Source organism: Bacillus sp. LJBV19 (assembly GCF_017797845.1).
Lineage (GTDB): Bacteria > Bacillota > Bacilli > Bacillales > Bacillaceae > Bacillus > Bacillus velezensis.
Genome location: NZ_CP072563.1, coordinates 3,320,818 through 3,333,153, shown reverse-complemented (window position 1 = coordinate 3,333,153; position 12,336 = coordinate 3,320,818). Strand labels below are relative to the sequence as shown.

The window sequence follows — 12,336 nt, the reverse complement described above, 5'->3', positions numbered from 1 at the left end:
CACCATTTTTCCCATAAAACAAAAAGTTCAAACAGCAAAGTGGAAATGAGGATGATCAGCACCGGCGCTTGAGAAAATGATATGGCCGGAGCGCTCAAAATAGACCGCAATCGCGTCGCTACGTACGGCTGAGGGTCTGACTACGTTGTCCGCCCTTCCAAAAGCCGTACCGGCAAATACGTTTCCAGCGGCAAATCATCAAATTCGCCTTCAATTTCTTTTGCTAAAATCTCAATGGCTGTTTTGGAAATCAATTCAATCGGCTGCTGGATGGTTGCCAAGTCCGGCAGAACCGATTGAACGGTTTCAGTGCCGTCATAACCGATCACTTTTAATTGATTCGGGATGTCTATTCCCCGTTTTTTTGCCTCAGTCATCACTGCAGCCGCCATGATATCATCGCTGGCAAAAATTCCGTCGGTGTCAGGCTGTTCATCGAATAATGTTGAAATAATGTCATGGTAATGCTGATAAAAGGGTACTTCATATGTAATAGGCTTCCGTCCGTGTTCATGCATGACGTCTTCGTATGCTTTTCTTCTGAGGTTTGCCGGTGTTTCGAGTTCAATCGGGCCGTTGATATGGACGATGTGCCGGCACCCTTTTTCAATCAGCAGTTCTGCCGCCTTTTTTCCGCCGTCATAGTTGTCTGAGCCGACGACGGGAATCGTGTCCGATAAGTAATGATCAATGGCGACAATCGGCAGATTCTGCTTGTGATCATTGAGAATTCCCCGGTTGTAAGTCACGGCGATCACGCCGTCCACTTGGTTTCTTATCAGCATCTCCAAATATTTTTCTTCCTTATCCTTTCGATGTAAACTGTTGCAAAGCAGCAGTTTGTAGCCCATGGACGTACAAATGCTTTCAATATGAAAGGCGAGTTCGCCGAAAAACGGATTGCTGGAGTTTGGGATGATAAGTCCTATTAAATTGGTTCGTTTTCGGAATAAAGAGCGGGCCAGATCGTTTGGAAAGTAATTGATTTCTTCCATCGCCTTGTACACTTTTTCTTTTGTTTTTTCGCTGATATAGCCGCGGTTATTTAATACCCGCGAAACGGTTGTGGATGAAACTCCCGCTATTTTCGCAACATCATGAATGTTAGGCTTCATTCCCGTGCCCTCCTGCTTACTGAAATGGCTTACAATTTCCGTCACGCACTTATTTTAGAGAATCAGGCTGACATGTGCAAGGACATTCCATGTTTCTGTTTTCATATAAAGAGGGCGTGTTTGGTTTGATTGAAATAATCAGAAAATTTTATGTCAACCGATTGACATATGGAACCGGTTGACATACAATTCTTTTTGAAAGCGCTTTATTTATGGAGTGAAGGGAAGTGACGGGTATGGAGAGATGGCTGGCGGCATTAAAGTGAAAGAATCAAACAGTGATGGAAAGTAAGCGCTTACTATGAGCTCGCATGTATGTGATGAATATGAAGAAAGTATGCGGCTCTAAAACGGCTATTAAAAGGTCCTATTAAAGGAGCGGTGCAAATGAAAAGCTCAAAAAGTCTGTATTGGAAACTGAGTGCTTATTTCTTCTTTTTCTTTTTTACTTGGTCTTCCAGCTATTCTTTATTTGCGATTTGGTTAGGGCAGGAAATCAATTTAAACGGATCAGCGACAGGCATTATCTTTTCTGTAAACGCCGTATTTGCCCTGTGCATGCAGCCTCTTTACGGTTTTATCTCTGACAAATTGGGGCTGAAGAAAAAGATATTGTTTATGATCAGCTGTCTTCTCATATTCACGGGTCCGTTTTATATCTTCGTCTATGGACCGCTTTTACAATACAACGTCTTTCTTGGCGCCGTTGTCGGAGGCTTATATTTGGGAGCCGCTTTTTTGGCGGGGATAGGCGCGATTGAAACGTACATTGAAAAGGTCAGCCGTAAGTATGATTTCGAGTATGGAAAATCAAGAATGTGGGGCTCGCTGGGCTGGGCGGCGGCTGCATTTTTTGCAGGGCAGCTTTTCAATATCAATCCCAATATCAACTTCTGGATCGCGTCTGTTTCAGCCGTCATATTAACGGCCATCATCATGTCTGTGAAAATTGAAATGACCGATCATGAGAAAAACAGAGCGGATTCGGTCCGGTTAAAAGATGTGGGGCGGCTCTTTTTACTAAGAGATTTCTGGTTTTTTATGATGTACATTATCGGGGTGACTTGCATTTACGGTGTATATGATCAGCAGTTCCCGATCTACTATGCGTCTTTGTTTCCTTCAGTGTCGACGGGTAACCAAGTATTCGGCTACCTTAATTCATTCCAAGTGTTTTTGGAGGCCGGCATGATGTTTCTTGCCCCTTTTATCGTCAATAAGTTCGGGGCGAAAAACAGTTTGATTTTAGCGGGGTTTTTAATGGCTTTCCGCATCGTCGGGTCGGGAATTGCAGTTGAGCCTGTAGGCATTTCATCAATGAAACTCATCCACGCACTGGAACTGCCGATTATGCTGATCGCCGTTTTTAAATATTTGGCTGCCAATTTTGATACGCGTCTGTCGTCCGTCCTTTATCTCGTCGGTTTTCAATTCGCATCTCAGGCAGGCGCGTCGATTCTGTCGCCGCTTGCGGGAGGATTATATGACAGTGCGGGGTTCCGTCAAACCTATCTCATCATGGGAATCGTCGTCTTCGGTTTTACCGTCATTTCCATATTTACTTTATTGGGCCCGAAACAAAACAGCAGGCGTGTCCAGCGTCTGCAAAAAATCGGATAGAGAGGATGTTACAAATGGATAGAATTCAGCAGGCGGAAGAAGCTTTGAAGGAAGCCGAGGGTAAAGTGAAACAAAGATATCGATTGGGGTACCATATTATGCCCCGGGCGAATTGGATCAATGATCCGAACGGACTTATTCAGTTTAAAGGAGAATACCACGTCTTTTTTCAGCATCATCCGTATGATGAGCATTGGGGGCCGATGCATTGGGGACATGTAAAAAGTAAAGATCTCATTCATTGGGAGCACCTGCCGGTTGCCTTAGCTCCGGGGGATGAATTCGACCAAAGCGGCTGTTTTTCGGGAAGCGCGGTCGATGATCATGGAAGATTGGCCCTCATCTATACAGGACATAATATAATTGATCAAGAGAAAGACCTATTCTATCAAACTCAAAATATCGCTGTCAGCCAAGATGGAACCGTGTTTGAAAAGCTTCAGGAAAACCCTGTTATTGCGGAACCGCCGGAAGACAGCGCCCGTCATTTCCGCGATCCGAAAGTATGGAAGCATCGCGATGTTTGGTATATGGTCATCGGCAACTCCTCAAAAGAAAACGTCGGACGGGTCGTTTTATACCGTTCACCTGATTTGCGTGATTGGGAATACGCGGGGGTTCTCGCCCAAAGTGACGGTAATCTCGGCTATATGTGGGAATGTCCTGATTTCTTTGAATTAGGCGGCAAACATGTCCTGCTGATTTCGCCCCAGGGGATCGAGGCGGACGGTGATTCCTATCAAAATTTACATCAAACCGGTTATTTAATCGGTGACTATCATGATGAAACAAACAAATTTACACACGGCGCTTTTAAAGAACTGGATCACGGCCATGACTTTTACGCCGTGCAAACATTATTAGATGATAAAGGACGCAGAATTGCCATCGGCTGGATGGATATGTGGGAATCTGAGATGCCGACAAAAGCGGACGGATGGTGCGGTGCACTGACTTTGCCGCGAGAACTGACTTTGCATGATGATCATAAACTTTTGATGAATCCCGTGGAAGAAACCAAGCAGCTGCGGAAAATGGAATATCGGGAATGTGCCGGACGATCGGTTTCAGGGAGTTACTTGGCAAAGACGTCCGAAGACCTGCTTGAAGTCCGAGTCGTGTTTGATATAAACGATTCTGATGCCGAAACGGCAGGTTTTAAGATTCGCGGCCTTGACGAAGAAGAACTTGTGCTGACATACAATCTGACGGATAAAAAGCTGACACTTGATTGCACCAAGATGGGGAAAGCGAAAGACGGTGTGAGAAGGGTGCAGACGGATACAAACGGCAAGCTGGCGCTGCGTATCTTTATTGACAGATCCTCGATTGAAGTATTCGCCAATCATGGAGAAACAACGATGACAAGCCGTATCTATCCGAATGAAGGCAGATTGGGGATTGAGCTGTTTTCTGAGAAAGGCGCCGTAAAGGTTGAGGAATTCACCTATTGGACGTTAAAGGACATTTGGAAAAAAAGCTGAAACGGGTGATTACCGCTTTTTCTGCAGTGGCTGAAAATGTACTGAGCCGGGGGCAGTCCGCCTGAAATGGTTTTTTTGTGAAAATCAATGCCGTTATACGATGCAGGATTATGCTGCATGAGGACGCTGCATAATCCTGTTGTGCATTATCAAAAAAGAGTTGCTTTCTGTGCGTTTCTTTATTATAATATAAAGGTATCTGATTGAAAAAACGTGCGCTCGTAGCTCAGTTGGATAGAGCGGTGGTTTCCGGTACCACGTCTGTCGGGGGTTCGAATCCCTCCGAGCGCGTCCAATACGTTATAACCCCGTCATATCAACGTTTTCCGACGGTCCGTTAAGCATTAAGTGTACGAAAAGTGTCCGGAAGGGCGCGAACCGGTAAAGAACGGGCCCGGCTTTAATCGGTCGGCTCGCTTCTCCTAAAACGAAATAGTCCGATTCAGCAAACGTAACCTCGCGGATAAATAAATCCGGGAGGTTTTTTGTTATGGCGGTTTTAAAACGCAGGCAAGGCGTCAGGAATCGGCGCGAGACTGACGGAATAGAAAAGAGCTTCAAAGCGGCGAAATCCGTTCACGAAGCGTTAGGGATCGTATGCGAGCTATTTGAAACGGAGAACTATCGCGACAGAACGATCAATGATTATCGGAAGTATTGGGCGGTATTTATGGAAGTGGCCGGCATACAGCCGACGGATAACGTAACGAACATTACGGAAGATCATCTGCGGTCCTATATATCAACGATGCTCAACGTACGCGACCTTTCGCCAGTAACGATAAATATCCGTTTAGGCGGCATAAAGTCGATCCTTAGCCGAATGACTAAGCGCGGGAAAGGAAAGCATAAATCATATATTATACATGACTAATATGTGCTTTCCTTTTATTCAATTAAAGCGTCCTTTTCTGGAATAAGACTGATAGTAAGACCATCTTCAAAAAGTTTCCTTCAATACACAAACTGAACAAAATTAGTTAATCCAATGGGAAGGTCGTTGTATATGAGAGGGGAATGTTGTCTTTACATCACCTTTAGCCGAATTAATTTGCATTTGAGTTAAAAACATACTCGTAGATAAGTCTGCTCCCCTTAAATCAGCATCACGCAAATCAGCGCCAATAAAATCAACACCTCTTAAATCTGCATTCCTCATATCTGCAGCAATTAAATATGCTCCCCTTAAATCTAACGCCCTTAAATCTTTACCTCTTAATTTTTTGCCAATCCAATCGGCTCTTTCGTAATTATAATTCTTGGCATTTTTAGTGTCAGGTAACTTTGAAATTAAGCTTTCCCGAATATACTCGCTGGTTTCCGAAAGCAATTTGTTTAATGGAAATCTGTACACCACTAGATCAAGAGATAATAATTCTTCAGCATCGAGTTTTGTTAAGTTCTGCAATTCTTTTAACTGCACACTCAATTTATCAGACAAAGCATGGGGAATGTCATACGACAAGGCTTCTGCCGTGTACGCAATCATTTCATGTATTTGTTCCATGATCGGAAACACTCGGAACATTTTTTCTCTAATTTCAGGATTATCTCGCCAACTTTGACCTTTAAAAGTAATTTGAGAAACAACTTGTCCAGAACCTAAACAGTCAAACACTGTACAGCCCTTAAAACCTTTCTCTCGTAAGTTGCTGTGAATTTGACAACCATAATCAGATTGTAAATTAACACAAGGTGCACCTGCTGGCTTGTTAATTGGAAAATCGCTTGATGCTACAATATTAAGCGCTGTGCAGCAAAGTCCAAAGCACTTCGTACAATCAGCCGTTAAACTTTCTCTAATATTTTTGGCTGTTTCATTATCCATTTTTATACCCTCTTATCTTTAGTTAAATAACTTTTGAGTTTAATATACAAGATTCCTAAACAATCTTGATTGTTAAATAATAAATACCTTGTCAACTAGAACTTTTTGTAGACTTCTGCTACGCTACTTTTAATTGGTTTCTAAAATCTTTGTTCATGCTCTAGTCGCTTAACTTTCCGCTTTAATGACTCGATAATCGCATCTTTATTATTTTCGTTCATTTCATACTTAACTTGCTTTGCAGAGGGGCTTTTTATCTAGTTTTAAAGCTATTAACGAAAGTTTCTCCGTCGTTCTCCACATTAACAATAAGCTTGGCACTTTCACTGATACGCTGAGCAAGTGCTCTTTGCGCTTTTCCCTCGAAACTGTATAAAAGGACTGAATAAACATCGTTTAATTCTTCCCGCAACGAATTCATTTCGAACTTTGGTTTAAGGTTTTTTCGAACCGTCTCAAGTTTAGTATTTGCCACTTGCGTCATACCTGCTTTTAACATTTGACGCTGAAGCTGTTTTCGCATTGGATCATCTTTATGTTCTAAAAGGTTATCTAACGTTGGCATTGCTTTGTCACTCCTATAATCTTAGCCAATTGGCAAGCATTTGATCTTTTTCCTCAAAGTCGTCGGCGATTTTATTCAAGAAACCGCCTATTTCCTCAAGGTCTGTAATCGCTGCCTGTAGTGAATCTATGAATGATTGTTCAGCTTGTGTGTCGTAAAATATCGGCCCTTTATCGTAAGATTGGGCTATATCCTCTAACGTATTTGTTACATCCTGTGAATTAAGCTGATCATAAAAGCCATGCCCAACTTGACCGTAAAATTCCGTTATTAGTTCAGCAACTTTTTCGTCGTGCTCTTGATAGGCATTCTGCGCTTCTTTTTTCATCGTTCTGAGATCCTCGACCATCGCGTCAACTTTTTCGGCAAGTTTTTTGGCGCTTTTGGGAGTTACTTTAATGGCATCACCGCCACCGATTGCGCCAGCCGGAAGCATTGCGTTTAGGTTTTTATCGTACACAAGCTCATCACCGTTTACATTCGTGATATTGCCGTTTTCATCAAACGTAAAGTTGGCTTCATTTAGACCGTGTGTATCAGGATTTCGAAGAATAACAGTATCTATAAAGTAGACGAGGTTCTTTTCGATTTGGTCACCCCATCTTCCACTCAGTCTTTGTTTGCGATTGATCTGTGAAAGTGCAGGGTTTTTTGTGTAAATTGTGGTCCCGTTGTGGCGGTCATATTCGTTCCAATAACCAGCTCCGACCATATCATCCGGGTTAATAATAGATCTCACGTAAGGGTCGTACAAGCCATCGTTTATTTCTTCTTGCTTATTATCAGTATGTAGTTTGACGACAGAAGGGCTGTTAAACGCGACCCCATAAATATCATTGTTTACTGCACTGTATTCGGCCTCTGCACCTCCGAGTGAATGGCCAGTTGTTGAAACAACCGTCGATGTTCCGTTATACTTTCTTTTAACTTCTTTAACGAGTTGGTCTGCTTGGTCGATTTGCGATGTTTTCGTAATGAGTTTATAGTTTCCGGTTGTAAGCATCGCGTCTTGAGAAGGTGTGCCGTTATATTTTCCGAGTGTTTTAGACGTATCCTTCGCGTCCTTTTCAACGATATAATGAGCTTCTTTTTTGGGGTCGCTTCCAAAAACAATGTTCCCGCCGTCCGCTTTTACGCCGTCATTGATCGGGTCTTTTGCGATATCGGTTCCCGCAAAGGCGACGACCACGTTTTCAGGTTTTTTTGATTTTATCCATTTTCCGTTATTCTTCACTGCTTGTACTAATACAACCGCATCAAGTCCTGTATTATCGTCTGATTTTATTTGATCGACGTACCAGTAAGTAGGTTTTGAAATGGAGGAATTAATACGTATATAATCGTTCTTCTCTAATTTCCTTTTAAGATAGTCATAGTTATAAGCACGTTGACTCATCCTGTAATATGTTTCATCTGTCAGGTTTGAAGTCCTGATTTTCTTGCTCAAGATATACAGCACCTTTCTTGTCATGTAAAATAGGGTAGGGAAAGGGATGATTTTTTTTGAAAAAATACCTTATTATTGTTCTAGTGTTAATTATAACCGTTGGAGGGTTGGTTATGAAGCATCAATATGATGTGAAAAAGGAAGAAAATGCTCTTTTCGAAAAAGCCAAAAGTAAAATGACCGAGTACTTGCGTAGTGAGTACAAGGGTATAGAGAAAATTTCTTATGATGATTATTTTATTGATCCAACCGGCGGAATTACAGTTGAAGGATATCTAAACGGCGATAAAACTAAAGAATTTGACGGCTTATATGATCCTGTAGGAGACAAAATAGGGAGCTCCTCTGTGGATGCGGAAGAAAAATCTTAACACGCCTAAATGCACCGGATGTCACCGGTCATTTTTTCTAGTCCGCGAACTTCATCATAACTCATGGAACGGATGATTCTGTGAAAAAATATATTATTATCTTTATGGTTATCTTAATAGCAGCCGGAGGCTTTATAATGAAGAGTATGAATGATAAAAATGTTCAGGCTGAAGAGATAAAGATTGCTCAAGAACGAATGGAGAAATTTACCAAAGCGAATTATGAAGGAATACATAACGTTACATTTAAAGATAAATACGAAATAGATCCAATGGGCGGGATAGAGGTATTTGGCTATTACAACGGTGATACATCGAATAAATTCGATGGTACTTACGATAAGGCAAATGACAAGATCATGGGGCACTCAATAGACGCTGTAAGAAAGAAAGAATGCAGAGATAGAGATTGCGATTACTAAGAAGACGCTCGTCTGGCGTTTTTTGATATGAGCATACAGCAAATGAAAAAGACAAGGATTTCGGCATGTGCCGCCCTTGTCTTTTTTTATTGAACACTGTAAAACATAACCGGAAACAGCTCATTATTTGACAGTCCATTTTAACAGCGTTACAATTAAATGTGTAAATAGTTACATGTTTAAGTAAACATAATAACTCGGGAGGTGATACGTCTTGAAGGAACCTTCTTTAAAAAAAGTGATGTCTCTGCAGATTGAAGTGGATGAACCGATCGTTGCGGGGCAGACTGGATTAGGGAAAAGGCAGTTGATTCCGATACGGGGCGGAACGGTCAGCGGCGCCGTAAAGGGACGTGTGCTTCCGGGCGGGGCAGATGCCCAGATCATCCGTCCGAACGGCCGGGTCGATCTTTCTGCCAGATATGCGCTGGAGACGGAGGAGCATGAAGTCATCTATGTAGAGAACAACGGCATCCGCCAAGTCAGTGAACCGTTCCGCCAACAGGCTGCAGAGGGGCGCATCATTGATCCCGAGCACGTGTATTTCCGCACTGTGCCTGTGTTTGAAACAAGCAGTGAGGCATATCAGTTTCTGCAGGACCGGCTGTTTATCGGGGCTGCGGTCAGATTGCCGGATGACATTCGGTTAGATATTTATGAAGTTCAATAATAATATGGAGAGTGAGTCAACATGGAAAACTTTATCGGAAGCCATATGATTTACACGTATGAAAACGGCTGGGAGTATGAAATCTATATTAAAAATGATCATACGATCGACTATCGGATTCATAGCGGAATGGTAGGCGGCCGCTGGGTGCGCGATCAGGAAGTGAATATCGTCAAGCTGACAGAAGGCGTATACAAAGTGTCATGGACTGAACCGACAGGCACAGACGTTTCCTTAAACTTTATGCCGAATGAAAAACGGATGCACGGAATTATTTTCTTCCCGAAATGGGTGCATGAACATCCGGAAATCACGGTGTGCTACCAAAATGATTACATTGACGTGATGAAAGAGTCACGTGAGAAATATGAAACATACCCGAAATATGTCGTTCCCGAGTTTGCGGATATTACGTATCTCAACAATGCGGGAATCAATAACGAAACATTGATTTCAGAAGCGCCGTACGAAGGAATGACCGATGATATCCGTGCGGGAAAATTAAAATAAGAGAAAAAACCCGGCAGCTTGTCCGGGTTTTTTTTGTATCCTTTTACGAGAGGGTTTTGGTCATGATAAAGTCGACTTGTTTATCATCCCCCATATAAAAAGAGTGTTCTCCGGTTTGGACAAACCCCATTTTTTGATAAAAGGCGATTGCATTTTCGTTTTTTTCCCATACGCCCAGCCAGATGTTCTTTTTATTGTGTGCTGTTGCGATTTTCACAGCTTCATTCAGCAGATATTTGCCGAGTCCGTGTTTCTGGTGGTTTTTTCTTATATAAATTCTCTCAATCTCAAGAGAATCTTCCCCCATTTTTTCTGACTGTGCTTCGTTCATGTTGACTTTTACATACCCCGCAAGGTCATCATGATAATAAACAAAATAGAATTGAGAAGACAGATTGGATAATTCCTTTTTCAGCTGTTCAGAGCGGAATGCATTTTCCAAATAAGCTTTCATATTTTCAGGTGAATTTTGATCCTTAAATGTATCATTGAATGTTTCAATGCTTATCTCCCGGAGCTCTGTTATATCGTTAAGGCTGCACTTTTTTAATTGAATACTCATGGTCATACAGCTCCTTTCTTCATTTATCATATCAGCTGATTTTTTGTTGTATTTGCAATGAAAATACCGTATAGTAAACATACCGTAATTTTGTTGTATTTGCAACATAAAATAAGAAAATGAGGACGATAAAGTGAAATATGTTTTTTATGTTTTAGGAATCATGATCTTGACCTTTGGTATTTCTGTCACGATTCAATCAGATCTTGGAACATCGCCTTTTGATGCGCTTATTGTGGGATTGTCCGTCCATGCAGGGCTTACCGTGGGAAGCTGGGAAATCATCATCGCTTTCCTGTTAATTTGCTGTAATTCAATGTTAAAAAGGCAAAGGCCGGAATTTTCAGGGATGATTACGGCGTTTATAACGGGAATCGGGATTGATATGTGGCTTTTTTTTCTGCATCGAGTCATAACACCTGAACTATGGTACGGAAAAGCGGGCTGTTTTGCAATCGGTTTAGTTGTGATAGGGATAGGAACCGCAACCTATCTGCACACAAATTTCGCCCCGATCCCGGTTGATCGGTTAACGATAATTGTCCGCGATTTAACCGGGAGAAGCATCTTTTTTTCAAGAACGGTCATTTACTTCATATTTTTCATACTGGCCGTGATGCTAAAAGGTCCGGTAGGCATCGGAACGTTATTAACCGTTTGTTTAGGAGGGATCATCCTTCATTTCTTTATGCCGATTACCGGAAGATGGATAGACGGCATATTAACAGCATCTCCAAAGCAGGAAGAAACGAAAACCCGGTAGCAGGGGTTTTTATCCGGTTCTATCATTTTTTATTTCATCCGCATGTTCAAGGTATAATAAAAAAGGGGGAGGGATTGTTATGAGCGGTCAAAGAAAGCTCGTTTTTTACGGAGCTGTCAGCGCAGATGGCTATCTTGCGCGGGAAAATCACTCTTTAGATTGGTTAATCGGAACTGAAGGTGAAGACGGCACCGATTATGAAGCTTTCTATGAATCTGTCGATACGATCATCATGGGCAGAAAAACATACGAGGACATATTGGTTTTATTGCCTGAGGAATTTCCGTACAAAGGTAAAGAATGCTATGTGTTTTCGCGGACATTGACCGGGCGTACTGAACATGTGCGGTTTATTCAGGAAGAGCCTGCCGATTTTATAAAAGCATTGAAACGCCAAGAAGGCAAGCGGATTTGGATTGTCGGCGGGAGTGATCTGCTGCACCCGGTTTTGGAGGAAAAACTTGTCGATGAGTTTATCATTCAGATCGCCCCCGTTCTGCTCGGCCGCGGAATTTCTTTGTTCAAACCCGGAGACCGGGAGACAGGGCTGAAGCTGACTGATGTCAGGCGCTATAAGCAATTTGCGGAGTTGCATTATGAAGTGAGATAAAATGAAGTGTATGAAAGAAACCCAGTAAAGGTTACCGGGTTTCTTTTTCATGTTTGTTTTTATGTTTTGAAATGGTGTGGGCCGGCCCGCATGAAAACCCTGCAACCATGATAACAACCCCTATCCACCTCACAGCATAGAAATCAGTGTCGCGCAGGAAGATAAATGAAACTAAGGTCATAAGCGCCCCGATTATAACGGCAGCTGTGCCGATAATACTTGATTTCTCCATATAAAAACTCCTTTATGAATGTTTGTTTAACTTATTAGGATAGAATATAACATATCAGGGGTAATGTGGAAATGGATATTCTGCGATGTCTGAAGTAAGATGAAAACGAAACGCCAAGGGAGCCGGCTCCCTTGGCG

General features: G+C 42.2%; 15 protein-coding genes, 1 tRNA gene and 1 pseudogene. 10 read left to right on the top strand and 7 right to left on the bottom strand.

What is annotated here, in order from left to right; all coding sequences use genetic code 11:
- Window positions 1-140: 140 nt before the first annotated feature.
- Window positions 141-1,115, bottom strand: coding sequence for a LacI family DNA-binding transcriptional regulator (locus J6600_RS16250; RefSeq protein ID WP_015418285.1), 975 nt, complete (start codon window positions 1,113-1,115; stop codon window positions 141-143).
- A 387-nt stretch (window positions 1,116-1,502) separates the two neighbouring features.
- Here J6600_RS16250 and J6600_RS16245 point away from each other — a divergent pair, with 387 nt between their 5' ends.
- From J6600_RS16245 to J6600_RS16230, 4 genes are all read left to right on the top strand, one after another.
- Complete coding sequence (locus J6600_RS16245; protein WP_007613980.1) at window positions 1,503-2,735, top strand: MFS transporter; 1,233 nt, start codon at window positions 1,503-1,505, stop codon at window positions 2,733-2,735.
- 14 nt (window positions 2,736-2,749) lie between these two features.
- The gene (locus tag J6600_RS16240; RefSeq protein WP_163094212.1) at window positions 2,750-4,219 is read left to right on the top strand and encodes a glycoside hydrolase family 32 protein; all 1,470 of its coding nucleotides are present in this window, start codon (window positions 2,750-2,752) and stop codon (window positions 4,217-4,219) included.
- 215 nt (window positions 4,220-4,434) lie between these two features.
- Window positions 4,435-4,510: transfer RNA gene (locus J6600_RS16235), tRNA-Arg, on the top strand.
- 199 nt (window positions 4,511-4,709) lie between these two features.
- Window positions 4,710-5,093, top strand: coding sequence for a phage integrase N-terminal SAM-like domain-containing protein (locus J6600_RS16230; RefSeq protein ID WP_245207591.1), 384 nt, complete (start codon window positions 4,710-4,712; stop codon window positions 5,091-5,093).
- Between the two features lie 102 nt (window positions 5,094-5,195).
- On the opposite strand, the gene J6600_RS16225 is transcribed toward J6600_RS16230, so the two are convergent.
- The 4 genes and pseudogenes from J6600_RS16225 to J6600_RS16215 all read right to left on the bottom strand — a co-directional run bounded on the left by J6600_RS16225 (window position 5,196) and on the right by J6600_RS16215 (window position 8,059).
- A complete protein-coding gene (locus J6600_RS16225) occupies window positions 5,196-6,047 on the bottom strand; it encodes a pentapeptide repeat-containing protein (protein ID WP_095270736.1) in 852 nt (283 codons plus the stop codon).
- Window positions 6,048-6,142: 95 nt separating this feature from the next.
- A pseudogene (locus J6600_RS19880) lies at window positions 6,143-6,301 on the bottom strand (DUF6262 family protein); the annotation flags it as partial.
- Complete coding sequence (locus J6600_RS16220; protein WP_095270733.1) at window positions 6,301-6,612, bottom strand: hypothetical protein; 312 nt, start codon at window positions 6,610-6,612, stop codon at window positions 6,301-6,303. The pseudogene J6600_RS19880 and the gene J6600_RS16220, both read right to left, overlap by 1 nt.
- 13 nt (window positions 6,613-6,625) lie before the next feature.
- On the bottom strand, window positions 6,626-8,059 hold the full coding sequence (locus J6600_RS16215) for a lipase (protein ID WP_411859537.1): 1,434 nt from the start codon (window positions 8,057-8,059) through the stop codon (window positions 6,626-6,628).
- A gap of 56 nt (window positions 8,060-8,115) precedes the next feature.
- Here J6600_RS16215 and J6600_RS16210 point away from each other — a divergent pair, with 56 nt between their 5' ends.
- The 4 genes from J6600_RS16210 to J6600_RS16195 all read left to right on the top strand — a co-directional run bounded on the left by J6600_RS16210 (window position 8,116) and on the right by J6600_RS16195 (window position 10,032).
- Entirely contained in the window at window positions 8,116-8,430 is a 315-nt protein-coding gene (locus tag J6600_RS16210; RefSeq protein WP_021495239.1) for a DUF1433 domain-containing protein, read from the top strand.
- A gap of 137 nt (window positions 8,431-8,567) precedes the next feature.
- Window positions 8,568-8,852: a DUF1433 domain-containing protein gene (locus J6600_RS16205; protein WP_100262144.1), complete on the top strand. Its 285-nt coding sequence runs from the start codon at window positions 8,568-8,570 to the stop codon at window positions 8,850-8,852.
- Window positions 8,853-9,066: 214 nt separating this feature from the next.
- Window positions 9,067-9,522, top strand: a complete 456-nt coding sequence (locus J6600_RS16200; protein WP_094296313.1) for a DUF3237 domain-containing protein — start codon at window positions 9,067-9,069, stop codon at window positions 9,520-9,522.
- A 21-nt stretch (window positions 9,523-9,543) separates the two neighbouring features.
- Window positions 9,544-10,032, top strand: coding sequence for a phenolic acid decarboxylase (locus J6600_RS16195; protein ID WP_014305882.1), 489 nt, complete (start codon window positions 9,544-9,546; stop codon window positions 10,030-10,032).
- A 43-nt stretch (window positions 10,033-10,075) separates the two neighbouring features.
- On the opposite strand, the gene paiA is transcribed toward J6600_RS16195, so the two are convergent.
- A complete protein-coding gene (gene paiA, locus J6600_RS16190) occupies window positions 10,076-10,594 on the bottom strand; it encodes a spermidine/spermine N(1)-acetyltransferase (RefSeq protein WP_047936230.1) in 519 nt (172 codons plus the stop codon).
- Window positions 10,595-10,727: 133 nt separating this feature from the next.
- Between paiA and J6600_RS16185 the strand changes: the two genes are divergently transcribed.
- Both J6600_RS16185 and J6600_RS16180 read left to right on the top strand, forming a co-directional pair.
- Complete coding sequence (locus J6600_RS16185) at window positions 10,728-11,357, top strand: YczE/YyaS/YitT family protein (RefSeq protein ID WP_209387615.1); 630 nt, start codon at window positions 10,728-10,730, stop codon at window positions 11,355-11,357.
- Between the two features lie 79 nt (window positions 11,358-11,436).
- Window positions 11,437-11,967: a dihydrofolate reductase family protein gene (locus tag J6600_RS16180; protein WP_163094210.1), complete on the top strand. Its 531-nt coding sequence runs from the start codon at window positions 11,437-11,439 to the stop codon at window positions 11,965-11,967.
- A gap of 31 nt (window positions 11,968-11,998) precedes the next feature.
- Here J6600_RS16180 and J6600_RS16175 read toward each other — a convergent pair whose 3' ends face one another.
- A complete protein-coding gene (locus J6600_RS16175; protein WP_014418938.1) occupies window positions 11,999-12,199 on the bottom strand; it encodes a hypothetical protein in 201 nt (66 codons plus the stop codon).
- Between the last annotated feature and the right edge of the window lie 137 nt (window positions 12,200-12,336).

What these genes read in the sequence shown, in the direction of transcription:
- J6600_RS16225 (WP_095270736.1), bottom strand. Translation starts at nt 6,047, where the DNA reads ATGGATAATGAAACAGCCAAAAATATTAGAGAAAGTTTAACGGCTGAT.
- J6600_RS16205 (WP_100262144.1), top strand. Translation starts at nt 8,568, where the DNA reads ATGAAGAGTATGAATGATAAAAATGTTCAGGCTGAAGAGATAAAGATT.
- J6600_RS16245 (WP_007613980.1), top strand. Translation starts at nt 1,503, where the DNA reads ATGAAAAGCTCAAAAAGTCTGTATTGGAAACTGAGTGCTTATTTCTTC.
- J6600_RS16195 (WP_014305882.1), top strand. Translation starts at nt 9,544, where the DNA reads ATGGAAAACTTTATCGGAAGCCATATGATTTACACGTATGAAAACGGC.
- J6600_RS16250 (WP_015418285.1), bottom strand. Translation starts at nt 1,115, where the DNA reads ATGAAGCCTAACATTCATGATGTTGCGAAAATAGCGGGAGTTTCATCC.
- J6600_RS16240 (WP_163094212.1), top strand. Translation starts at nt 2,750, where the DNA reads ATGGATAGAATTCAGCAGGCGGAAGAAGCTTTGAAGGAAGCCGAGGGT.
- paiA (WP_047936230.1), bottom strand. Translation starts at nt 10,594, where the DNA reads ATGAGTATTCAATTAAAAAAGTGCAGCCTTAACGATATAACAGAGCTC.
- J6600_RS16180 (WP_163094210.1), top strand. Translation starts at nt 11,437, where the DNA reads ATGAGCGGTCAAAGAAAGCTCGTTTTTTACGGAGCTGTCAGCGCAGAT.
- J6600_RS16220 (WP_095270733.1), bottom strand. Translation starts at nt 6,612, where the DNA reads ATGCCAACGTTAGATAACCTTTTAGAACATAAAGATGATCCAATGCGA.
- J6600_RS16175 (WP_014418938.1), bottom strand. Translation starts at nt 12,199, where the DNA reads ATGGAGAAATCAAGTATTATCGGCACAGCTGCCGTTATAATCGGGGCG.
- J6600_RS16230 (WP_245207591.1), top strand. Translation starts at nt 4,710, where the DNA reads ATGGCGGTTTTAAAACGCAGGCAAGGCGTCAGGAATCGGCGCGAGACT.